The 21,898-nt window shown below is 65.3% G+C and carries 20 protein-coding genes; 6 read left to right on the top strand and 14 right to left on the bottom strand.

What is annotated here, in order from left to right; all coding sequences use genetic code 11:
* The 5 genes from lpxK to HNO53_RS08185 are packed head-to-tail and all read right to left on the bottom strand — an operon-like array spanning position 1 to position 6,169.
* A complete protein-coding gene (gene lpxK, locus HNO53_RS08205) occupies positions 1-1,011 on the bottom strand; it encodes a tetraacyldisaccharide 4'-kinase (RefSeq protein WP_209477698.1) in 1,011 nt (336 codons plus the stop codon).
* Positions 1,008-2,765, bottom strand: coding sequence for a lipid A export permease/ATP-binding protein MsbA (gene msbA, locus HNO53_RS08200; protein WP_209477697.1), 1,758 nt, complete (start codon positions 2,763-2,765; stop codon positions 1,008-1,010). Before msbA ends, lpxK begins: the two co-directional genes overlap by 4 nt.
* On the bottom strand, positions 2,762-3,190 hold the full coding sequence (locus tag HNO53_RS08195) for an ExbD/TolR family protein (RefSeq protein WP_209477695.1): 429 nt from the start codon (positions 3,188-3,190) through the stop codon (positions 2,762-2,764). The genes msbA and HNO53_RS08195 overlap by 4 nt, the downstream gene beginning before the upstream one ends.
* Entirely contained in the window at positions 3,187-3,855 is a 669-nt protein-coding gene (locus tag HNO53_RS08190; protein WP_209477693.1) for a MotA/TolQ/ExbB proton channel family protein, read from the bottom strand. Before HNO53_RS08190 ends, HNO53_RS08195 begins: the two co-directional genes overlap by 4 nt.
* Before the next feature lie 34 nt (positions 3,856-3,889).
* Positions 3,890-6,169 (bottom strand): DNA internalization-related competence protein ComEC/Rec2, encoded by a 2,280-nt coding sequence (locus tag HNO53_RS08185; protein ID WP_209477692.1) that lies wholly within the window; start codon positions 6,167-6,169, stop codon positions 3,890-3,892.
* A 139-nt stretch (positions 6,170-6,308) separates the two neighbouring features.
* On the opposite strand from HNO53_RS08185, the gene HNO53_RS08180 reads away from it, so the two are divergent.
* Positions 6,309-6,848 carry a DUF2062 domain-containing protein gene (locus HNO53_RS08180; protein WP_209477690.1) on the top strand — a complete coding sequence of 180 codons (540 nt, stop codon included), beginning with the start codon at positions 6,309-6,311 and terminating at the stop codon, positions 6,846-6,848.
* Between the two features lie 33 nt (positions 6,849-6,881).
* Here the strand turns inward: HNO53_RS08180 and HNO53_RS08175 are convergent, their stop codons facing one another.
* Positions 6,882-7,616, bottom strand: coding sequence for an ABC transporter ATP-binding protein (locus HNO53_RS08175; protein WP_209477688.1), 735 nt, complete (start codon positions 7,614-7,616; stop codon positions 6,882-6,884).
* Complete coding sequence (locus HNO53_RS08170; protein WP_209477686.1) at positions 7,609-8,850, bottom strand: lipoprotein-releasing ABC transporter permease subunit; 1,242 nt, start codon at positions 8,848-8,850, stop codon at positions 7,609-7,611. The genes HNO53_RS08175 and HNO53_RS08170 overlap by 8 nt, the downstream gene beginning before the upstream one ends.
* Before the next feature lie 309 nt (positions 8,851-9,159).
* Here HNO53_RS08170 and HNO53_RS08165 point away from each other — a divergent pair, with 309 nt between their 5' ends.
* Both HNO53_RS08165 and HNO53_RS08160 read left to right on the top strand, forming a co-directional pair.
* Positions 9,160-10,221: an agmatine deiminase family protein gene (locus tag HNO53_RS08165; protein WP_209477684.1), complete on the top strand. Its 1,062-nt coding sequence runs from the start codon at positions 9,160-9,162 to the stop codon at positions 10,219-10,221.
* Entirely contained in the window at positions 10,218-11,120 is a 903-nt protein-coding gene (locus HNO53_RS08160) for a carbon-nitrogen hydrolase (RefSeq protein ID WP_209477682.1), read from the top strand. The genes HNO53_RS08165 and HNO53_RS08160 overlap by 4 nt, the downstream gene beginning before the upstream one ends.
* A 133-nt stretch (positions 11,121-11,253) precedes the next feature.
* Here HNO53_RS08160 and HNO53_RS08155 read toward each other — a convergent pair whose 3' ends face one another.
* The 4 genes from HNO53_RS08155 to HNO53_RS08140 form a co-directional block, all read right to left on the bottom strand.
* On the bottom strand, positions 11,254-12,213 hold the full coding sequence (locus HNO53_RS08155) for a Nudix family hydrolase (protein ID WP_209477680.1): 960 nt from the start codon (positions 12,211-12,213) through the stop codon (positions 11,254-11,256).
* Between the two features lie 93 nt (positions 12,214-12,306).
* Positions 12,307-13,536, bottom strand: coding sequence for a bifunctional glutamate N-acetyltransferase/amino-acid acetyltransferase ArgJ (argJ, locus tag HNO53_RS08150; protein ID WP_209477678.1), 1,230 nt, complete (start codon positions 13,534-13,536; stop codon positions 12,307-12,309).
* Positions 13,537-13,597: 61 nt separating this feature from the next.
* On the bottom strand, positions 13,598-16,333 hold the full coding sequence (gene secA / locus HNO53_RS08145; RefSeq protein ID WP_209477676.1) for a preprotein translocase subunit SecA: 2,736 nt from the start codon (positions 16,331-16,333) through the stop codon (positions 13,598-13,600).
* Between the two features lie 82 nt (positions 16,334-16,415).
* Positions 16,416-16,787: a hypothetical protein gene (locus HNO53_RS08140; RefSeq protein WP_209477674.1), complete on the bottom strand. Its 372-nt coding sequence runs from the start codon at positions 16,785-16,787 to the stop codon at positions 16,416-16,418.
* A 97-nt stretch (positions 16,788-16,884) separates the two neighbouring features.
* Between HNO53_RS08140 and HNO53_RS08135 the strand changes: the two genes are divergently transcribed.
* Positions 16,885-17,310 (top strand): DUF721 domain-containing protein, encoded by a 426-nt coding sequence (locus HNO53_RS08135; protein ID WP_209477672.1) that lies wholly within the window; start codon positions 16,885-16,887, stop codon positions 17,308-17,310.
* A 21-nt stretch (positions 17,311-17,331) separates the two neighbouring features.
* Here HNO53_RS08135 and HNO53_RS08130 read toward each other — a convergent pair whose 3' ends face one another.
* Complete coding sequence (locus HNO53_RS08130) at positions 17,332-17,577, bottom strand: hypothetical protein (RefSeq protein ID WP_338034805.1); 246 nt, start codon at positions 17,575-17,577, stop codon at positions 17,332-17,334.
* Positions 17,578-17,784: 207 nt separating this feature from the next.
* Between HNO53_RS08130 and HNO53_RS08125 the strand changes: the two genes are divergently transcribed.
* On the top strand, positions 17,785-18,087 hold the full coding sequence (locus HNO53_RS08125; protein WP_209477668.1) for a winged helix-turn-helix domain-containing protein: 303 nt from the start codon (positions 17,785-17,787) through the stop codon (positions 18,085-18,087).
* Positions 18,084-19,094 carry an alpha/beta hydrolase gene (locus tag HNO53_RS08120; RefSeq protein WP_209477667.1) on the top strand — a complete coding sequence of 337 codons (1,011 nt, stop codon included), beginning with the start codon at positions 18,084-18,086 and terminating at the stop codon, positions 19,092-19,094. The genes HNO53_RS08125 and HNO53_RS08120 overlap by 4 nt, the downstream gene beginning before the upstream one ends.
* Positions 19,095-19,204: 110 nt before the next feature.
* Here HNO53_RS08120 and HNO53_RS08115 read toward each other — a convergent pair whose 3' ends face one another.
* Positions 19,205-21,016, bottom strand: a complete 1,812-nt coding sequence (locus tag HNO53_RS08115) for an acyl-CoA dehydrogenase C-terminal domain-containing protein (RefSeq protein ID WP_209477665.1) — start codon at positions 21,014-21,016, stop codon at positions 19,205-19,207.
* A 377-nt stretch (positions 21,017-21,393) separates the two neighbouring features.
* On the bottom strand, positions 21,394-21,846 hold the full coding sequence (locus HNO53_RS08110; protein ID WP_209477662.1) for a MarR family winged helix-turn-helix transcriptional regulator: 453 nt from the start codon (positions 21,844-21,846) through the stop codon (positions 21,394-21,396).
* Positions 21,847-21,898: the final 52 nt, after the last annotated feature.

Below are 21,898 nucleotides of genomic sequence, written 5' to 3'. Positions count from 1 at the left end.
TTATCGCAGCCCCGCCAGCCGACTGTCCAGCCAGGCCTGGAAATCCGCCGAGGGCTCGGCCTCGACCTCGAGCACCCAGCCCTGATCGAGCGCCATGGCTTCGCTCTTTTCGGCATCCTTGGCCGTCATCACCACCGGGAGATCGTCTCCGAAATCCAGGTCCTGCGCCGTGAAGCGATGATGGTCGGGAAAGGCATGCGGTTGCGCTTCGATCCCCAGCTCCAGCAAGGTGTCGAAGAAGCGCCTGGGATTGCCGATCCCCGCCACCGCATGCACCGGTCCGTGGAAGGGCGCTGGCGCCAGCGGGAAAACCGCATTGTCGCTCAGCGCGCGCCAGCTCGACGGTGCCAGACGAAAGCAATATGCGCCCTCGGGCGGCGCGAAGGTCGCCTCACCATTGATCAACACCGCATCGGCAGCGTCCAGGCGAGACAAGGGTTCGCGCAGGGGCCCTGCCGGCAGGCAATGCCCGTTACCGAAGCCACGTCGGCCATCCACTACGATCAGCTCGATATCGCGCCCCAGCGCCAGGTGCTGCAGGCCGTCGTCGCTGATGATGATGTCGCAGCCGAGTTCGAGAAGCGCCCGCGCCCCGCGGGGGCGGTCGGGGTCGACCACGACCGGCAAGCCGGTCTGGCGCGCCAGCATGCGCGGCTCGTCACCGCTCTGGGCACTCGGCGTCAGCGTCGTGACGCGAAGAGGATAGCCTGTGCCTCGCCCCGCCTTGCCGCCATAGCCACGCGATACGATGCCCGGCCGCCAACCCCGCTCGGACAGGTATCGCCCAAGCCAGGCCACCAGGGGGGACTTGCCCGTACCGCCCAGGGTAACGTTACCCACGACGATCACCGGCACACCCGCACGCCATGCGTGACGACGGCCGTCGCGATAGGCCGCCGCGCGACGCGCCAACACCCAGCGATACACCGCTTCGAGCGGCCGTAACGCCTTGAGCCAGACGGCGCCGTCATAGGCTGCCTGCAGCCAGCGTTCACCCAGCCCCTGGTTCATGACACCGAAGCTTCCTGGAACTGCAAGCGGTGCAGGGCGGCATAGGCCCCATCATGCCCCAGCAGCTCGGCATGGCTGCCCTGCTCCACGATCTGTCCCTGCTCCATCACCAGGATGCGATCGGCGCGCTCGATGGTGGAGAGCCGGTGGGCAATGACCAGCGTGGTACGGCCTTGGCAGACTACCTCGAGCGCCTGCTGGATGTAGCGCTCCGACTCGGTATCCAGCGCCGAGGTCGCCTCGTCGAGGATCAGCAGCGGGGAGTCCTTGAAGATGGCTCGAGCAATGGCGAGTCGCTGGCGCTGCCCGCCGGATAGCATCACCCCGTTGTCGCCGACGATGGTGTCGTAGCCATTGGGCAACCGCTCGATGAATTCGTGGGCATAGGCCGCCTTCGCTGCCGCCTCGATGGCGCTGCGCTCGGCATGCGGCACGCCATAGGCGATGTTGTCGGCGATGCTGGCGTTGAACAGAGTCACCTGCTGCGACACCAGCGCAACCTGGCGACGCAGCGGAGCCAGGCGGTATTCGTCGATGGGCACCTCGTCGATCAGCACTCGACCGCTGGTGGGGCGATAGAAGCGCGGCAGCAAACCCGCCAGAGTCGACTTGCCGCTCCCGGAGCGCCCCACGATGGCCACCATTTCGCCGGGCTCGATCGCAATATCGATGCCCTTGAGCACTTCGGGCTGATCTTCGCCGTAACGGAAGTGCACGTCTTGCAGCTCGATCCTGCCACGTAGTCGCTCGGGTTCGAGAGTGCCCTCGTCAGGCTCGGTCGGAACCCGCATCAGGCCGAACAGTTCCCCGGCCGCGGCGATCCCCTTCTGAATCTCGCTGTTGATCTCGGTGAGCTGGCGCACCGGCTTGGCCATCAGCGAGGCGGCAGTGATGAAGGCGACGAACTCACCCGGTGTCATGTTGGCCATCAGCGCCGGCGACATCGCCAGCCACACCAGGATGGCCAGCGACACGGCAATCAGCAGCTGGATCATTGGCGTGCTGATCGCCTTGGTCAACGCCTCCTTCATCTTTTGCTGGCGGTTGTAGTCGCTGGCCCTTGCGAAACGCGCCTTTTCGTACGCCTCGGCACCATGGGTACGCACTACCCGATAGCCGGTGAGCGCTTCGGAAGCGACGTGGGTCACATCTCCCATGGAACTCTGGATACGCTGGGAAATGCGCCGAAAGCGCTTGCTGGCATAGCTCACCACGCCGCCGATCAGCGGCGTCACGGCGAGGAACAGCAGGGTCAGCATCCAGTTGGTCCACAGCAGGTAGCTCAGTAGTCCAATCACGAACAACCCTTCACGTAGCAGGATGGTGATGGCATTGGTCGCCGCCCCCGTGACCTGTTCGACGTGGTAGGTGACCCGTGAGATCAGATGCCCGCTGGAGTGGGAATCGAAGAACCGCCCGGGCAGGTGCAGCATGTGGTTGAACACGTTGCAGCGCAGCGCATGTACCACGTTACGCGCCACGTTGCTCATGAAGTAGGTGCCGAGAAAGGTGCCGAGCCCCCTGACCGCGAACATGAACACCACGAACAGCGGGAGCATCAGGCGAAAGGCGGCATCCGGATCCTGGATGCCGTCGATCAAGCGCTTCATCATCTCGGCCAAGGCCGTGCTCGAGGCCGCATACAGTGCGTAGCCGACGATCGCCAGGGCCATGCTGACCCAGTGCGGTTTCACATAGGCCAGCAGCTGCTTGTAAAGGGCCCAGCCCGAATGTTGGCTGCGATCTTGAGTCACGGTGTCTCCGCTTGCATGGGTGTTGCCTGTCCTTCGCGCGTGGCGATGCGAACTTGATGAATGCCGAGTCTCCCCGCCTGATCGAGCGCCCGCACCACATCGGCATGCATCGCCCGGGCATCGGCCTCAACCACCAGGCCGTGCAGTCTGGCCTGCTCGGCCTCGGCGGAGAGTGCTTCACCGAGCTCGGCAGCGGCGAGTTGACGCTGACCCAGACGGTAGCGCCCCTGCTCGGTCACCACCAGCGTGACCGGCGAGACCGGGAGGTCCGCTCCCGAGCTGCTCTCGGGAAGCGTGAGTTCGAGCGCCTGGCGGGTTTCGAACGTCGTCGAAACCATGAAGAAGATCAACAACAGGAAGACCACATCGATGAGCGGCGTGAGATTGACCTCCACCGGGTCGCGGCGACGGCGCGTGAACTTCACGAGCCCCCGGCCTCCCTGGCGGAGCGCTCGCCCTCACGCTGCTCGCTGAAACCCAGCTCGCCGCGGTAGTGGGCCAGAAACTCCACCACCTGTCCGGCCTGCTCCTCCATGCGCACGGTGATGTCTTCGACCCGGCGCAGAAAATAGCGGTGGAACATCAGCGCCGGGATCGCCACGGTGAGACCCGCCGCGGTGGTGACCAACGCCCGCGAGATGCCACCGGCAAGTTCGGCGGTGCGACTGGCGCCATCGGCGGAAACGATCACCGCGAACACCTCGATCATGCCAACCACGGTACCCAGCAAGCCGATCAGCGGCGTAATGGCGGCGATGGTCCCCAGGGGACTCAGGAAGCGCTCCATGTCGTGGATCACGGCGGTGGCGGCCTCCTGCAACCGGGCTCTGACCTGCTCGTGTCCCAGGCGCGCATTGCGCAGCCCGGCTGCCAGTACGCCGCCCAACGGCGAGTGGCCCTCAAGCCAGTAGAGATTGACCTGGCCCCGAGCTACCAGCGAACAGACCTCCTGCCCCAGACCGTAAGGCGCGATGCGCTTGGCACGTAGTGTCCAGAGGCGTTCGATGATGATTACCGTCGCCAGCAGCGAGCACCCCAACAGCGGCACCATCAGCCAGCCGCCGGCGATGAGCGCATCCATTATGTCCATCGACTTCCCCTCTTCCCCACCACGGGCGTCGCGATCAATGGCGCGATTCTACCGCATGGCATCCGCCTTCGACACCGCCGCGACGCCAGGGCATGGCACGCGTGCCCTGAGGCGAGGCGTGATCTCCATGGCCGAGCCAGAAAGTGACGGCGCCATCCAGGGCAGTGTTCCATTGGCAGCTACCGACCCGCCGAAAGCGCCGTACCACCTCATCGTGAGGATGACCGAAAGCGCTGTGGCGAGAAGCGCTGTAGATGACATGCCGCGGTGAGAGCCGCTGTACCAGTTGAGGCCCCGAGCTGCCATGGCTGCCATGATGCCCGGCCACCAGCAGCGTGACCGGCCGCTCCACGTCGAGCAGGAACAGGCGCTCTATCTCGCGTCCGACATCCCCGGTGATCAGCAGCCGGTCATCGCCGGCCGTCACCTCCAGCACGCAGGAGCGGTCATTGTCGGACAGATGCTCCGCCTCCTCGGGCGGCCACAGCACCCGATAGCCAATGCCGTCCCGCCGCCAGGCCTGTCCACGCAAGCAGGGCTCGGCGGGAACACCGAGCGACTCGCCTGACGGCGCCAGCACTCTTCCCACGACATGTCGCTCGGCCAGCACGGCAACGCCGCCGGCATGATCGAGATCCCCGTGGCTGACCATCACCTCGTCGAAATACTGGCCCGCCGGCCACAGCGCACTCAGTGGAGCGAACCCCGAGGCGAAGCTGGGCCCGGTATCATAGAGCAGACGATAGTTGGCGCTGCGCAGCTCGATCAACTGGCCCTGACCGACATCCTGGACCCTGACCCGCAGGATCCCTGCGTCAAGAGTCGGGGGAGCGAGCCCCAGCATGGCCAGCCCCAGTAACAGCGTCGCTCCCAGCCTCAGCGGCCCAACCAACCCAGGCAGCGCCCACAGCAACGCCATGAGGCCAAGCATCAAGGCCAGTGGCCCGACCTGCTCCGGCGAAGGCCACCACAACGGCAGGTACTGCACGGCCAACTCCAGCAGGCCTACCAATAGCCGGGTCGCGTGTTCGAATAGCCACCAGCACGCAAGACCGAGGTAGGGCACGGGCGCGAACAACCAACCCAGCAGACCGAGCGGTACCAACACCGTGCTGACCAGCGGTACCGCCACGAGATTGACCAGCGGCGCCGCCGGCGCCAGCCGGGCAAACGCCAGCAGCACGGCAGCCGCCATCAACGGTGCCAGCAACAGTTGGGTGCGTACCAGCCCCCAACTCCAGCCGGCAAGCCCCCGCGGCCGCGAACGTCCCTGCCAGATCAGGATCAGCAGTCCTACGGCCAGGAACGACAACCACAGACCCGGACGCCACGCCGACAGCGGATCGATCAGCACGACCAGTCCCAGGGCCAGCCACCACGCCTGCCAGGGGCCTGGCGCGTGCCGCCCGCTGGCTACCCACAGCCCTATTAGGGTCATGATCATGGCGCGCATGGCCGGCGGTTGCAGGCCCGCCAGCCAGGCGTAGCCAATGGCGGCAACACCGGCCAGCCACCATGGCCAAACTGCCATACGCCAACGACTCGGCATGGTCAGTCGGGCCAGAACGCGGGCGACCAGTAGAGTGAAGGTCGCCACCAGTCCTACATGCAGGCCCGAGATCACTACCAGATGGGTGGTGCCCGAAGCGTTGAGTAGATCCCAGTCGTCCAGGATGAGCCGTTCACCCGCCCCCAGGGTCAGGGCAGCCAGCCAGCGCTGGGTCTGCTGGGACAGTGCCGTCGCGTCAAGGTAATCGACACCTTGCTGGCGCAGCGATACCGGCGCCGTCGCCAGCCGCACGGCGGCGGGCTCACGACGTACGTAGCCGGTCGCCTGGATACCCTCGCGCCATAGCCAGGCACCGTAGTCAAAGGTGCCAGGGTTGGCGAAGCCCGCGGGAGGTCGCAACCGCACGGTCATGGCCCACCACTCTCCCGCCTCGATTTCAGGCGCCTCGAAGTAGCTCAGCCGCACCCGGCGCAAGGCGTCGCATGACAGTCTGGTGGGGTCCAACGGTTGGCACGACTCCACGCGTACCAGCAAGCGACTGAGCCGCCCCTCTTTCTCGACCGATTCGACGCGCCCTTCCAGGGCGAGGTCGGCGCGCAGCAGCCCATCGGGCAGCACGGCACCTCTGGCCAGCAGTACCTGAGACGCCGCAAGGCCGATCACAACTGCCAGTGCAGCGGCCCGCCATTCGCCACGCGAGACCAGCAGCAGCAGGCTCAGGAACCAAAACTCGACCAGTCCCGGCGGCGCCCAGCGCCCCAAGGCCACGCCGACCAGCGCCGCTACCGCCAGCGGCATCGCCATGCCCAATTGCACTCCCTTGCTCCCCTTCTTCAGCCTCCGGCCAGTCTCGCCCCGTTGAGCGGCATTCCGCCCCCGGCATGGCAGGCCCCCTCCCAGACATGGATAATACCCGGGTCCCGAAGCAGCGAGCCAATCCGACATGCCGCGCCGATTCCTGCAGCGCTACATGCCCAATCCCGAAACGCTCAAACGCCAGCGCTCGCTGCGTTTCATGAGCCGCATGATCAGCGATCCCGGGCTTTGGGTACTCACCCGGCGCACCGTGGCCAATGCCTTTTCCGTGGGACTGTTCTGCGCCATGCTGCCGATTCCCTGCCAGATGGCGGTGGCTGCGTTCGGTGCCTGGATACTGCGTTGCAACCTGCCGCTCTCGGTGGGCCTGGTATGGATCACCAATCCTTTGACCATGCCGCTGGTTTTCTACGGCAACTATCGGATCGGCGCCTGGCTGATGGACACGCCGGCACGCGAGGCACCCGCTCGGATCTCGACGCGCTGGATCGCCGAGCGCACGGCCGATATCTTGCCCGCCCTGGCCTTGGGCTCGGTAGCAACGGCCATCGCATTGGCGATACTGGCGAACCTGCTGGTACGCCTGGCTTGGCGATGGCACATCTCGCGCAGTTGGAAGCAGCGCGCCCAGAAGCGACGCCTGCGGCGACGCGCATTGAACGAATGAGCCCCATGACTGGGGCTCAATAGGACAACGGACTCAGGCCTGCTCGGTGAGGCGCCCCCCATCCAGCCTCATTACCCGGTCCTGGTGAGCGGCAAGGGAGGCGTCGTGGGTTACCACGACGAAGGCGCAATCGGTGGTGCGGGCCAGTTCATCCATCAGCGCCAGGATGCTGGCCGCGGTGGCCTGATCGAGATTCCCGGTCGGCTCGTCCATCAATACCAGGCTAGGGTCGGTCACCAGCGCTCGGGCGATGGCCACGCGTTGCCGCTCGCCACCCGAAAGCTCGCCCGGCTTGTGGTCGGCGCGGTGCTCGATGCCTACCTTGACCAGCAGCTCGCGCGCCCTGGCCTCGGCGACTTTCTTGCGCTGACCACGCACGATCAGCGGCAGCGCGGCATTCTCCAGCGCAGTGAACTCCGCCAGCAGATGGTGAAACTGGTAGACGAAACCGATGTGGCGATTGCGGAATTTCCCCAGTGCCGCCTCGCCCAGATCGAGCAGCGATTCACCAGCGATATTCACCTCGCCATGCGTGGGGCGATCGAGCCCCCCCAGCAGATTGAGCAGCGTCGTCTTGCCCGATCCCGAGCTGCCCACCACGGCGACCCGCTCCCCCGCACGTACCTCGAGCGAGAGGCCATCGAGCACGGTGACGTCTTGCGGTCCCTCGCGATAGATGCGAGTCAGGTCGCGGCAAGCCAGCATTACCTTGCCGCTGGCGGTACGCTGCACGGGGCTTGGCTGGTTTTCGAGAGCCGAATCACTCATAGCGCAGCACCTCCGCGGGCTGCACGCGCGAGGCGCGCCAGGCGGGATAGAGGGTGGAGAGGAAGGTCAGGCCGAAGGCGGCAGCGACGATGTCGCGCACGTCGTCCCAGTGCAGTCGAGACGGTAGATCGCTGATGAAATAGACCCCGGCATCGAGGAATTGGATACCGAATACCGACTCGACCCAGCCGATCAGGTCCGAGACGGTCAGCGCCAGCAGAATGCCCAGGCCAACGCCGATGGCGATGCCGATGATGCCAATCGCCAGCCCCTGCACCACGAAGATGCCCATGATCGAGCGCGGCGTCGCGCCGATGGTACGCAGGATGGCAATGTCGGCATGCTTGTCGGTCACCACCATCACCAGGGTAGAAACGATGTTGAAGGCAGCCACGGCGATGATCACCGTGAGCAGCAACGCGATCATGCGCTTCTCCATCTGGATCGCCTGGAACAGGTTGCCATGGGAATAGGTCCAGTCGAGTCCGCGATAGCCGCTGCCCAGTTGGTTGACGATGGCACGGGTCTCGGCACCGGCGGCAAACAGATCGTCGAGTTCCAGGCGCAGTCCGCCTACCGCGTCGCCCAGACGGGCCAGGGTCTGCATGTCCTCGATGTTGGCGTAGGCCAGGTTGGCATCGAGGTCGGCGCCCACGCTGAAGATGCCGCTCACCGTGAAGCGCTTGAGGCGTGGGAATACCCCGGCCGGGGTAATCGAGGCCTCAGGCACCAGCAGCGTGACCCGGTCTCCTACGCCGACACCCAGATGACGTGCCAGCAGCGAGCCCAGCACCACGTTCCACTCGCCCGGCTGCAGATCGTCGAGGCTACCCTGGCGCATATGGTTGCCGATGATCGAGACGCGATCCTCCCATTGGGGATGGATGCCATTTACCATGGCTCCCTCGTTGCGCCCGGCCACCGAGAACATGCCCTGCTGCTCGACATAGGGAGCGGCGCCGATCACCCTCTCGCGCTGCATCAGCTGTTCCGCCAGCGCCTCCCACTCGACCAGGCCGCTGCGCGACTCGATCTTGGTGTGCGGCACCATGCCGAGGATGCGGGTGCGCAGCTCGTAATCGAAGCCGTTCATCACCGAGAGCACCAGGATCAGCACCGCGACGCCTAGCATCAGGCCCAGCATGGAGGTCATGGATATAAAGGAAATGAAGTGGTTGCGGCGCTTGGCGCGCACATAGCGCAACCCGATCAACAGTGGTAGGCGGTCGAGCATCATCGCGTTCCTTGTCAGAGGGGGCCATGGTACGGTTTTTTGCGCCGCGCTGCATCGGGCGCGTGTGGATTACCCAATGCTTGCAAGATTGTCGATGCACGCCTACATTGCGCCGACTCGCTACCCGGCACCGTTCCAAGGAAGCACTGAACAAATCGGCGAGCGAGATGAAGCGCAAGGCGCACGGAGCACAGGAACCGGAGCATATGGGATATATGTGAGGATTCCGAGCACCGCGCAACGCAGCGATTCGCTCGCGTAGGCATTTGTGCAGCGCTTCCCTAAGACGCGACTCAAGAGGCTCCGCTCATGGCCAACCGCCTGCTTCCCGAATGGCACCCTCAGGATGCCGTCCAGCTCACCTGGCCCAGCCCGGCCAGCGATTGGGCGCCTCTGCTCGAACGCATCGAGGCCACCATGGAAGCGATGGTGGTGGCCATCGCACGCTACCAGAGCGCGCTGATCGCCGTACCCGACACCGCCACCCGGACCCACCTGGAACAGCGCTTCGCCCACCTGGGTGTCGAGGCCTCGCGCCTTCGGCTGGCGGTGGTCGATGCCGACGACACCTGGACCCGGGACCATGGCCCCATCGCCATCGAGCGCGACGGCCGCCTCGTGCTGCTCGACTACGTCTTTACCGGCTGGGGTGGCAAGTTCGAGGCCGGGCGCGACAACCGGTTGACCCGGCGCCTGGCCGAAGCCGGCCTCTATGCCTGCCCCGTCGAGAGCCGTGACGTCGTGCTCGAAGGCGGCGCCATCGACACCGACGGCGAGGGTACGCTGCTCACCACCGAAGCCTGCCTGCTCAACCCCAACCGCAACCCCGAGCTCGACCGTCAGGCGGTGGAAGCCATGCTCATGGCCGATTTCGGCGTCGAGCGGGTGCTGTGGCTGGCCAACGGCCACCTGGAGGGCGACGATACCGACAGTCACGTGGATACCCTGGCGCGCTTCTGCGACCCGGCCACCATCGCCTACGTGCGCTGCGATGATGAAACCGACCCGCATTACCCGGCCCTGGCCGCCATGGAAGCCGAGCTCAAGGCGTTTCGTCGCGCCAACGGCGAGCCCTATCGCCTGGTACCGCTACCCTGGCCCCGGCCTTGCTTCGACCCGGTGGATGGTCATCGACTGCCGGCCACCTACGCCAATTTCCTGATCGTGAACTCCGCGGTACTGGTGCCTGTCTATGGCGATGCCGCCGACAGCCGGGCGTTGGCCGCCCTGGCCGACGCCTTTCCCGGCCGCGACATCGTGCCGATCGACTGCCTGAGCGTGATTCGCCAGCACGGCAGCTTGCACTGCCTGACCATGCAGCTCCCCCGGGGCAGCCTGAACGCCGCTACACAGCAAGGAGAAACCCCATGACCCGCACCCTCAAGGTCGGCCTGGTCCAGCAACCCGCCTGGCCCGACAAGGAGCGCAGCCTGGCCGAGAGCGAGGCCGGCGTACGCGAGCTGGCCGCCGCCGGGGCCGAACTGGTGATGCTCCAGGAACTGCATGCCACGCACTACTTCTGCCAGTACGAAGCCACCGAGCTGTTCGACCTGGCCGAGCCGCTGGACGGCCCCACCGGCCAACGGCTCGCCGCCCTGGCAGCCGAGCTCGGCATCGTGCTGGTGGGCTCGCTGTTCGAGCGCCGCGCCCCGGGCCTCTACCACAATACCGCCGTGGTCTATGACCGCGATCGCGGTCAGGTCGGGGTCTATCGCAAGATGCATATTCCCGACGATCCGGGCTTCTACGAGAAGTTCTACTTCGCCCCGGGCGATCAGGACGACAGCCGCAAGCAGGGCTTCCAGCCCATCGATACTTCGGTGGGCCGACTGGGGCTGTTGGTGTGCTGGGATCAGTGGTATCCGGAAGCGGCGCGCCTGATGGCACTCGCCGGTGCCGAAGTACTGCTCTACCCTACCGCCATCGGTTGGAGTCCCGGCGACGACGACGGCGAGAAGTCGCGCCAGAAGGAGGCCTGGACACTGATCCAGCGCAGCCATGCGGTGGCCAACGGACTGCCGGTAATCGTCGCCAACCGCGTCGGCCACGAACCGGATCACTCCGGCGTCGGCGACGGTATCGACTTCTGGGGCGGCAGCTTCGTCGCCGGCCCTCAGGGCGAGCTGCTGGCCCACGCCGGCACCGAGGCCGAGCGCCTGCTGGTCACCCTGGACATGAGCCGCGGCGAGGACGTACGGCGCATCTGGCCCTACCTGCGCGATCGCCGTATCGACGCCTATGGTGACCTGACCCGGCGCTATAGGGATTGAGTATCCTGCCGTGCCCCCTCGAAGGCCTGTCGCCGGGACAGCTGCGGAGATGGTCACAGAGGCTTTTAGGGTTGATAAAGAAAAACCCACCGCTGCGGAGACATGCGGTGGGTTTTTCCGTTTACAGCCGAGCTCAGGCGACCGGCGCTTTCCAGAAATCGCGGATCGAGGCGATGCCCTGGGCACCCACGGCGCGGGCGTGGTTGGCGTCGAAGCGGGTCATCCCGCCCAGCGCGAACACCGGCATGGCGGCACGTTCCACCAGCTGCTGGAAGTCATGCCAGCCCATCGGCGCCACCTCGGGATGCGATGGCGTGGTGCGCAGCGGCGACAACGTGACGAAGTCACAGCCGATACGGGCCGCCTGGCCTAGCTGCTTGCGATCATGGGTCGAGGCCGCCAGCCATTTGTTCTCGGCAATGGGTCGCCGCTCCAGGCTCATCAGCCGCTCGCTGGTCAGGTGGATGCCGTCGGCATCGACCTTGTCCAACAGCTCCGGCTCGGCGTTCAGCAACAGGCGCGCCCCATGCCGGCGGCACAGCGCCAGGGCGCGCTCGGCACGCGCCAGGTAGGCGGCTTCGTCAAGGGCCTTGGCCCGCAACTGGACCAGGCGCACGCGATCTTCCACCAGCGCCCGCTCCAGGTGCGCATCGAACACCGCTTCGTCCTGCTCCTCGGCGGTGATCAGGTACTCGGTCGGCAGCATCACCGCCTGCAGGATCGGCAGGTTGGCCGCCGGAAACGGGTAGTTGACCAGCTCGTCAAGCGGCACCCAGCGCACCGCCTGTCCTTCGCGTCCGAATGGTTCGCCGCTGAACTCATGCACCTGCCAGACGTCGAGCAGGATGTGCTTGTCAGGATATTCGTGATGGACACGAATCAGCGGCTGCGCGCGCCGGATCTCCACCCCGAGCTCCTCGTGAAGCTCACGCTTGAGCCCCTCCAACCCCGTCTCGTAGGGTGCCAGCTTGCCGCCCGGAAACTCCCACAGGCCGCCATGGTCGACGTTGGAGGGACGGCGGGCGATCAGCGCCTTCTGGCCATCACTGCTGATGATGGCGGCCGCCGCCACGTGCACCCTTCTCTTCACCATTACGTTCATTGACTCCTACCCGCTGGCCCCGCACCGTCACGAGCGGCACGGAGGTGATGTTCATGCGTCGCGGCCCTGTCCAACTGCGATGGCCTAGCTGCGATAATCGGCATTGATACTGACATAATCGTGGGACAGGTCGGAGGTCCATACCGTGGCGCTCTCCTCGCCTCGGCCCAGCGCGATGCGGATAGTGATCTCCTCCTCGCGCATCACCCGACTACCCTGCTCTTCGGTATAGCCGGCAGCCCTGCCGCCTTTTTCCACCAGCCTCACGTCGCCCAGGTCGATGGTCACCCGCTCGACATCGAAGTCATCAACCGGGGCGCGTCCCACCGCCGCCAGAATGCGCCCCCAATTGGCGTCGGAGGCAAACAGCGCGGTCTTGACCAGCGGCGAGTGTGCCACCGTGAAGGCGACATCCAGCGCCTCCTGGCGGCTCGTCGCCTCGCACACCTGAAGCGTGACGAACTTGGTGGCCCCCTCGCCGTCGCGAATGATCGCCTGTGCCAGTTCGGTCATGACCTGCTGCAGGGCATGACGGAACAGCGCCACTTCCTCGTCGCTGGCAACCGTGGCGCCACGGCCGGTGGCGATCAACACGCAGGCGTCATTGGTCGAGGTGTCGCCATCCACGGTGATGCAGTTGAACGAGCGATCCAGCGTCTCGCGCAGCAGCGAGTCGAGCAACGCCTGTTCGATGGCGGCATCGGTCGCCACGAAGGCCAGCATGGTCGCCATGTTGGGCTTGATCATGCCCGAGCCCTTGCTGATGCCGTTGATGGTCACCCTGCGTTCGCCCAGCTCCAGCGTCACGCTGGCCCCTTTCGGCCGGGTATCGGTAGTCAGGATGCCTTCGCCCGCCTGTTGCCACGCCTCGGCGTCACTCCCCAACGCCGCCAGCGCCGCCGGTAACCCGCCCAGCAGCCGCGCCATGGGCAGCGGCTCGCCGATCACGCCGGTGGAGAACGGCAGCACGCTGTCCTCCGACACGCCGGCGAGCCTGGCAAGTTCCGCACAGGTCGCCCGGGCATCACGCAGGCCGATCTCGCCGGTGCCGGCATTGGCATTGCCGGTATTGATTACCAGCAGACGGGCACCTTCTTCGCGCGATTGGCAGGCCGCCAGGTTCGCCTTGGCCACGGTAACGGGCGCAGCGCAGAACGCGTTGCGGGTGAAGCTTCCTGCCACCCGGGCGCCTTGGGGGATGTCGATCACCACCAGATCGCGCCGCCCTGGCTTCTTGATGCCGGCCATGGCAGTTCCCAGACGCAACCCTTCGATGACCGGCATGGCCGGGAAACGTGTCTCACCCACTGCCATGAATCGTGTACTCCTCAGTTAGTCCAGGGCGGCCGATTCGCCAGGCGGATCGGCCCTTGCTTCAACTCAGCTGACCGCAGCACTGCTTGTACTTCTTCCCCGAGCCACAGGGGCAGGGATCGTTGCGCCCCACCTTGGGCCCCTCACGGCGTACGGGGCGTCCATCGGCCGCGGTGGCCGGCGCTCCCGGCGCCTCGCCGTCGGCGGGCTCTGGCGCCTCGTGACGGCTGGCAGCGGCAGCCTTCTCTCGCTCCAGCGCCTCGCGGCGCTGCCGTTCGAGTTCGTCGACCTCTTCCGGCCGGCGCACCTGCACATGGCTGGTGATGCGGGTAATATCGGCCTTGATGTTGGCCAGCAGCGTCTGGAACAGCTCGAAGGCTTCGCGCTTGTACTCCTGCTTGGGGTTCTTCTGGGCATAGCCGCGCAGGTGAATGCCACGGCGCAGATGGTCCATCGACTGCAAGTGCTCCTTCCAGCGCGTGTCGAGCACCTGCAGCATGATCTGCTTCTCGAAGCGGCGCATCAGCTCGGCGCCCGCGATGTCGATCTTTTCCTGATAGATGCCGCGATGCATCTCGTGCAAGCGCTCGCGCAGCTGCTCCTCATGGAAGCGCTCGTCCTGCGCGGACCACTCCACCACGGGTGCCTCGAGATTGAATTCGGTCTTGAGGTGATCCTGCAGGCCGGCCAGGTCCCACTGCTCGGGAAGGCTCTGGGGCGGCACGAAGTCGCTGATGGCGAGATCGAGCACTTCGTCACGAATGCCCAGCACGTTGTCGGAGACGTCTTCGGCAGCGAGGATCTCGTTGCGCTGTTCGTAGATCACGCGGCGCTGATCATTGGCCACGTCGTCGTACTCGAGCAGTTGCTTGCGAATATCGAAGTTGCGGCTTTCGACCTTCTTCTGTGCCCGCTCCACGGCATTGGTGACCATCTTGTGCTCGATCGCCTCACCGCGCTCCAGCCCCAGCGCCTTCATCATGCGCTGCACGCGATCGGAGCCGAACAGACGCATCAGGCTGTCTTCCATGGACAGGAAGAAGCGCGTCGAGCCCGGGTCGCCCTGGCGACCGGCGCGGCCACGCAGCTGATTGTCGATACGCCGCGACTCGTGGCGCTCGGAGCCGATCACGTGCAGGCCGCCGGCCTCCAGCACCGCCTCGTGGCGAAGACGCCACTCCTCGCGCAGCGTTTCGATCTGCGCCTCGCTGGGATTCTCGAGCTTGGCCGCCTCGGCCTCCCAGTTGCCGCCCAGCACGATGTCGGTTCCGCGCCCGGCCATATTGGTGGCGATGGTGATGGCGCCAGGACGGCCAGCCTGAGCGATGATCTCCGCCTCGCTCTGGTGCTGCTTGGCGTTGAGTACGTTGAAGCTGAGCCCGGCCTGCTTCATCAGCCCAGCCAGGTACTCGGAGGTTTCGATGGAGGCGGTACCCACCAGTACCGGGCGTCCGGCCTCGGTTTCGGTCTTGACGTCGTCGATGATCGCCTCGAACTTCTCTTCCGCGGTGAGGTAGACCAGATCGTTGAGGTCGCGGCGAACCAGCGGGCGATTGGTGGGGATGACCACCACGTCGAGGCCGTAGATCTGGCGGAACTCGAAGGCCTCGGTGTCGGCGGTGCCAGTCATGCCGGCCAGCTTGTCATAGAGGCGGAAGTAGTTCTGGAAGGTGGTCGAGGCCAGCGTCTGGCTCTCGCGCTGCACCGGCACGCCCTCCTTGGCCTCCACCGCCTGGTGCAGGCCCTCGGACCAGCGGCGCCCGGGCATGGTACGGCCGGTGTGCTCGTCGACGATCACCACCTGGTTATTGGCGACGATGTAGTCGACATCGCGATGATAGAGGTGGCGGGCACGCAGCGCCGAATGCATGTGATGGAGCAGGTTGAGGTTCTGTGCGGCGTAGAGCGAATCCTCGGGCCCCAGCAAGCCTTCGGCGCGCATCAGCTCCTCGACCTTGTGGTGGCCTGCCTCGGTGATCTCGACCTGCTTGTGCTTCTCCTCGAGCAGGAAGTCGCCGCTCACCGGCGCCTCGTCGTCCTCGGAGGCCTCGCCCTTCTCCAACTGGGCCGCCAGACGGTCGACCACCTTGTAGAGCTCGGTGTTCTCGTCCACCGCGCCGGAGATGATCAGCGGCGTACGCGCCTCGTCGATCAGGATCGAGTCCACCTCGTCGACGATGGCGAAGCTCAGGCCGCGCTGGACCTTGTCCTCCAGCGAGAAGGCCATGTTGTCGCGCAGGTAGTCGAACCCGTATTCGTTGTTGGTGCCGTAGGTGATATCGCAGGCGTAGGCGGCACGCTTCTCCTCGGCGGTCTGGCCGGAGTAGATGATACCCACGGAGAGCCCGAGGAATTCGTACAGCGGGCGCATCCACTCGGCGTCACGGCGTGCCAGATAGTCGTTGACGGTCACCACGTGCACGCCGTTGCCTGGCAAGGCGTTGAGATAGACCGCAAGCGTCGCCACCAGGGTCTTGCCCTCGCCGGTCTTCATCTCGGCAATGCGCCCGCGATGCAGGGTCATGCCACCGATCATCTGCACGTCGAAGTGGCGCATGCCCATCACGCGCTTGCTGGCCTCGCGCACCGTGGCAAACGCCTCGGGCAGCATGTCATCGAGGCTCTCTCCGGCGGATAGACGCTGGCGGAACTCCTCGCTGCGCGCCTGGAGCGCGGCATCGTCGAGCGCTTCGAACTGCGGCTCAAGCACACCGATCTGCTGTACCTGGCGCTGCATACGCCTGACTTCGCGGTCATTCTTCGAGCCGACGACCTTGCGTAACAATGTATTGATCATGAGACGTCCATTCTGCGTGTCGCGTTCAGCCGGCACAGTACAGCGCTGGCGGCAGCCAGCCGTCACCGGCAGCATGGTTGGCTTATGGGCAACGCGGCGCGCAGGGAGGTCCGCGGCGGGAAAGGACGTCATGGGCGGCAGCCCAGCGACGCAGGGGAGCCGAGCGCCTGGGCACGGCACGCGTCACGCTGGCCCTCGGGCGCCGCTGCGGCCAGCGCGGCAGGGCACGCCGGCGAGCCACGTAGCGGCATCGCGCGCGCATCAGCGTCGGGGCGAGAATGCAGGTCTGTACCACCCGCTCGGCCAGACGCAGCGTTTCCGCCTGGGTCAAGCCAGCCGGCAGCAGACAGCTCACCAGCAGCCCGGCCAGCCACCAGCGGGACCGCTGTCGGCAGCGGGGCGAGGCCGTCGCTGCGCTGGCGAGGCTGCTATCCTGTGGCTGGGCGGCGGTCATGCTGTCGCGGATCTCCGAGCGTGTTAGGCTTGGCGTGTCGGTTCGGACGAGAAACAAGCCCATGAGTATAAAGGTTAAGCGCTCACGAGCACAGCCCATGTCTCGCCTGCTGGGAGGCAACGGGGAGCTGGCGCCGCTGATGCGCACGGCGATGCTGATCGGCCGGGCACAACAGCATTTGCGCGACCATCTTCCCGAGGAGGTGCGCGAGCATCTGTTCGTGGGTGGCTACCACGATGGCAGGTTGACGCTGCTCACCGATCGCGCCGTGTGGCTGACCTGGCTGCGCTACGAGCAGTCACGACTGCTCGAACTGCTGCACCAGTTGCCGGAGTTCGCCGCCGTAACCGGCTTCAGCCTGAAGGTACGCCCCGTGCGCCCGCTCAAGGTGCCGCCGCGCCAGTTGCGCACGCTGCCGGCGCCCGCCGCCGATGAGATCTCCGCCTGTGCCGCCGATGTCGACGATCCGCGTCTCAGGCACGCACTGGAGCGCCTCGCCTCGCACGCCGAACGAGGCAAGTGACGCAACCTGTCCAGTCAGCGCTCAGGCCAGGCGATAGATGACACCATCGATATCCACTTCACGAATGTCATCATAGGAGACGGTAATTCCGTTGATATCGCCGGGCTCACCCTCATGCTCGATCAGCATGGTCTCGGGAACGACCTTCACCCCGGTCACGCCCACGTGCTGGACACGCGCCGAGAAACGCTTGCCTTCGTGCTCGACCACCAGCCGCTCTCCGAACATGCAGCGTCCCGCCTGCTCTTTCAGCTCTTTCTTGCTCACATTCCTTTGCTCGCTTGCCATTGCTCTCCTCCGTCGCGCCAATCCTGATGAATTCGACAGGGTCGTTCCTTAACTGTAGGAGATGAAGGCACCAAGCACAGGGTGATACGGAGTGGAGACCGCACTGGGGCGGGCGTTATGCTGCCGGTAGCCCCCCGGCCCGGATCGCTCTTCCCGCGTCGTCACGTCCCGCCCATAGGAGACAGCATGCCTCTCAGCAAGACCCAATCCAGCTTCTACCGGCGCCTGTACCTGGCCCATCTGATTGAGCGCGGCATCGCCAGCGTGCCGGCCATCGTCGCTGCTACCGGCATGCCTCGACGCACCGCCCAGGATACGCTCAAGGCGCTCGAGGAACTGGACATGCGCTGCGAATTCCAGCCCACCCCCGGTGAGCGCCACAACAGCGGCAACTACAGGATCACCGATTGGGGGCCCATCGACCGTGAGTGGGTGGTGCGACACGCCGAGCGACTGCGCCTCACCCTGGGCTATCCTGCGCTGCCATGAAGCGACGCGGCTGGTTCCTGGGGACATGGCTGGCCCTGGCGCTTTCCTTGTCGGCTTGCGCCGGGCCGCAGCGGCAAACGCCGGGACCTGCTCCCAGCACACCCCAGCTGACGCCCCACCTGGTCATTGCAGACGATGGCTACCGCTTACCGCTGCGCCATTGGCCCGCGATGGGCGATACACGCGCGGTGGCGCTGGCGGTGCACGGCTTCAACGACCATGCCGGTAGCTTCGAGATCATGGCCAGCGCCCTCACGCCACATGGCATCGCAGTCTACGCCCATGACCAGCGCGGCTTTGGCACCACCGCGCAGCGTCGGCTATGGCCGGGTCAAGAGCGCCTGCGTGACGATGTCATCCTGCTCGCGGGCCTGCTGCGCGAACGCCATCCCGACACACCGCTCTACCTCGTCGGCAAAAGCATGGGGGCAGCCGTCGTCCTGCTGGCGATGAGCGCAGACACACCACCCCCCGTGAGCGGCAGCGTGCTGATCTCCCCGGCCGTGTGGAGCCAGGCAACCATGCCGTGGTATCAGCGACTCGGGCTGTGGCTGGGCGTGCGACTGTTCCCGCAGGCCAGCTTCTCGGTACGCACCCCACATCGCTTAGGCATCGAACCCACCGACGACGAAGCGATCAAGCACCGACTGGCCAGCGATCCGCTGATCCTGCGCAGCGCTCGGGTCGATACTCTTTATGGTCTGACGCGTACCATGGGGCTTGCCCTCGAAGCGGCAGAGGAACTCCCCCCTCCCTCGCTGATACTCTATGGAGACGCGGACCAGATCATTCCCATGCCGGCCTACTGCGCCCTGCTGCAGCGCCTTCCCGACAGCGAGGGTATCCGCCTGGCGCTCTACCCCGGCGGCTATCACATGCTGACACGCTATACGCGGCGCGACCGCACCGAGCAGGACCTCGCAGCCTGGCTGCTTGCGCCCGGTGGCAAGCTGCCCTCAGGCTACGAAGTCACGCGTGTGAGCACGCTGGCTTCGCGCTGCGATTGAGCGCTAACCTCGCCGGGCAGATGAATTCAACAGGACGAAAAAAAGCGGCGGGCCATGCCCGCCGCAAGACACCGATCAGTCGCGCTGACCGAGAGAGATGCCTGGTGGTGTCAGATTTCGAAGCCGAGGCCGAACTCTTCCGACGTAAGCGCCATCAGCGGCTCGGCGCCGGCCTGGATCATGCGCGCATGGGCCAGGGTGCGCGGCAGCAGGCGCTGGAAATAGAAGCGCGCCGTCTTGACCTTGGCCTCGTAGAAGGCCGCTTCTTCGCCACCCGCCGCTAACGCTTCCCGAGCCTGCTTGGCGGCACGGGCGAAGAGATAGCCCAGGGTCACGTAGCCGGAGTACATCAGGTAGTCGACGCTGGCCGCCCCCACTTCTTCACGATCGTTCATGGCCTTCATGCCGATGCCCATGGTCAGCTCACCCCACTCGGCGTTGAGCTTGGCCAGCGGTGCGACGAACTCGGCGAGTTCGGCATTGCCCTCTTCGGCTTTGCAGAACTTGTGGATCTCCTTGGTGAAGACCTTGAGGCTCTCGCCCTGGCTCATCAGCACCTTGCGGCCCAACAGGTCGAGCGCCTGGATGCCGGTGGTGCCTTCGTAGAGTCGGGTGATGCGCGCATCGCGCACCAGCTGCTCCATGCCCCACTCCTGGATGAAGCCGTGGCCGCCGAAGACCTGCACGCCCTCGTTGGTGGCCTCGAAGCCCACCTCGGTCAGGAATGCCTTGACGATCGGCGTCAGCAGGCCCAGCAGCGTCTCGGCACGCTCGCGCTCGGCGGCATCCTGGCCGTGTTCGACGATATCGAGCAGCTGCGCGGTATACAGCACCAGCATCCGACCACCCTCGGCGAAAGCCTTCTGGGTCAACAGCATGCGTCGAACGTCGGGATGCACGATGATCGGATCGGCAGGCTTCTCGGGCGCCTGAGGGCCGGAAAGCGCACGCATCTGCAGACGGTCGCGGGCATACGCCAGCGCGTTCTGGAAGCTTGCCTCGGTCAGGCCCAGCCCCTGGATACCTACGCCCAGGCGCGCAGCGTTCATCATGGTGAACATGCAGGCCAGCCCCTTGTTGGGCGGGCCGACGAGGAAGCCGCGGGCAGCGTCGAAGTTCATCACGCAGGTGGCGTTGCCGTGAATGCCCATCTTGTGTTCCAGCGAACCACAGGCCACGCCGTTGCGCTCGCCCGGGTTGCCTTCGGCATTCGGCAGGAACTTGGGCACCACGAACAGCGAGATACCCTTGGAGCCTTCCGGAGCGTCCGGCAGCTTGGCCAGCACCAGATGCACGATGTTCTCGGCCAGGTCGTGCTCACCGGCGGAGATGAAGATCTTGGTGCCGGTGATCTCATAGGCGCCATCGGCAGTGGGCACCGCGCGCGTCTTGATCAGCCCCAGGTCGGTGCCGCAGTGCGGCTCGGTCAGGCACATGGTGCCGGTCCACACGCCTTCCACGAGTTTGGTGAGGTAGGTAGCCTGCTGCTCCTCGGTACCATGGTGTCGCAGCGCATCGGCGGCACCATGGGACAGACCGGGATACATGCCCCAAGCCAGATTGGTGGAACAGACCATCTCATTGAGCACCATGGCCAGTGAGTGCGGTAGCCCCTGGCCACCGTGAACGGGATCTGCCGCCAGGCTCGGCCAGCCGCCTTCGACGTACTGCTGGTAGGCTTCCTTGAAGCCCTTGGGCGCCTTGACCTCGCCGCCTTCCAACAGGCAGCCCTGCTGGTCGCCGCTCTGGTTCAGCGGCAACAGCACCTCGCGAGCGAAGCGTGCGCCCTCCTCGAGAATGGCGCTAACCACGTCCGGCGTGGCCTCCTCACCGCCCGGCAGACGGGCGTAGTGGGCAGGATAGTCCAGCATTTCGTCCATCACGAAGCGAAGGTCGCGCAGGGGGGCCTGATAGTCTGGCATCTCTACTCTCCACAGAAGGTCGCCATGAAAGGTCGCCTGAGATCGGGCGATGGAAGCAGCCGCAGCCGCTTTCAAACATGTGTTTGAAACTAGCCTGCGACTGGCTCAGAGTCAAGCGTCCGTTTTAATTCTTGTAAGCTTCTCTCGATTACCAGCCGACCCGCCGCACCTCCTCGCCTATAGGTGAGATGCCTAAAGACTTGCCTGTGGCACACAAGGTCACGATGACTTGAGAAATATTATTTCATATCAAGTTATTGTAAATTTTATCTGTTGCCAGATTATACGGCTCAACAAAAAAATGTGTCGCAATAAATGGTGCGCCATCTAAATAGGCGCACTGACTCCTGAGAGACCGTGCTGCCACGCTTCGCCGCCTAGGGCATCGCCTCCTTCAGCCTTTCCCGCAGTGTCTCAAGTCGCGACTTGAGCTCAGCAATCTCTTCAGGCGGCTGGCCACTGGCCATGACCACGCAGTCGGGAATCTCTTGGGCTTGCGCCTGCATCGCCCTGCCCCGTTCGGTGAGAAACAGCTCGACGACCCGCTCGTCGCGACGGCTGCGCACTCGCTGAAGCAGACCATCAGCTTCGAGACGCTTGAACACCGGAGTGAGCGAGCCGGTATCGGTCATCAGGCGTCGACTGATGGCCCCGGCGCTTTGACCATCTTCCTGCCACAGCGCAAGCAGCACCAGGTATTGGGGATAGGTCAGACCAAGCCCCTTGAGCAGGGGCTTGTAGAACTTCGTCATCAGCAAAGAGGTGGAATAGAGCGTGAAGCAGAGCTGATCGTCGAGCTTGAGCTCGGAGCCGATCTCCTGGCTGGCCATGTGGCGCTCCCTATGGCATCTGATAATGCGCCCTACGCTAGCGCGCCAGCCG

Origin of the sequence: Billgrantia antri (assembly GCF_017868935.1) — a bacterium.
GTDB lineage: Bacteria > Pseudomonadota > Gammaproteobacteria > Pseudomonadales > Halomonadaceae > Halomonas > Halomonas antri.
The sequence above is the reverse complement of the archived record's forward strand: the minus strand, read 5'-3'. Positions and strand labels throughout refer to the sequence as shown.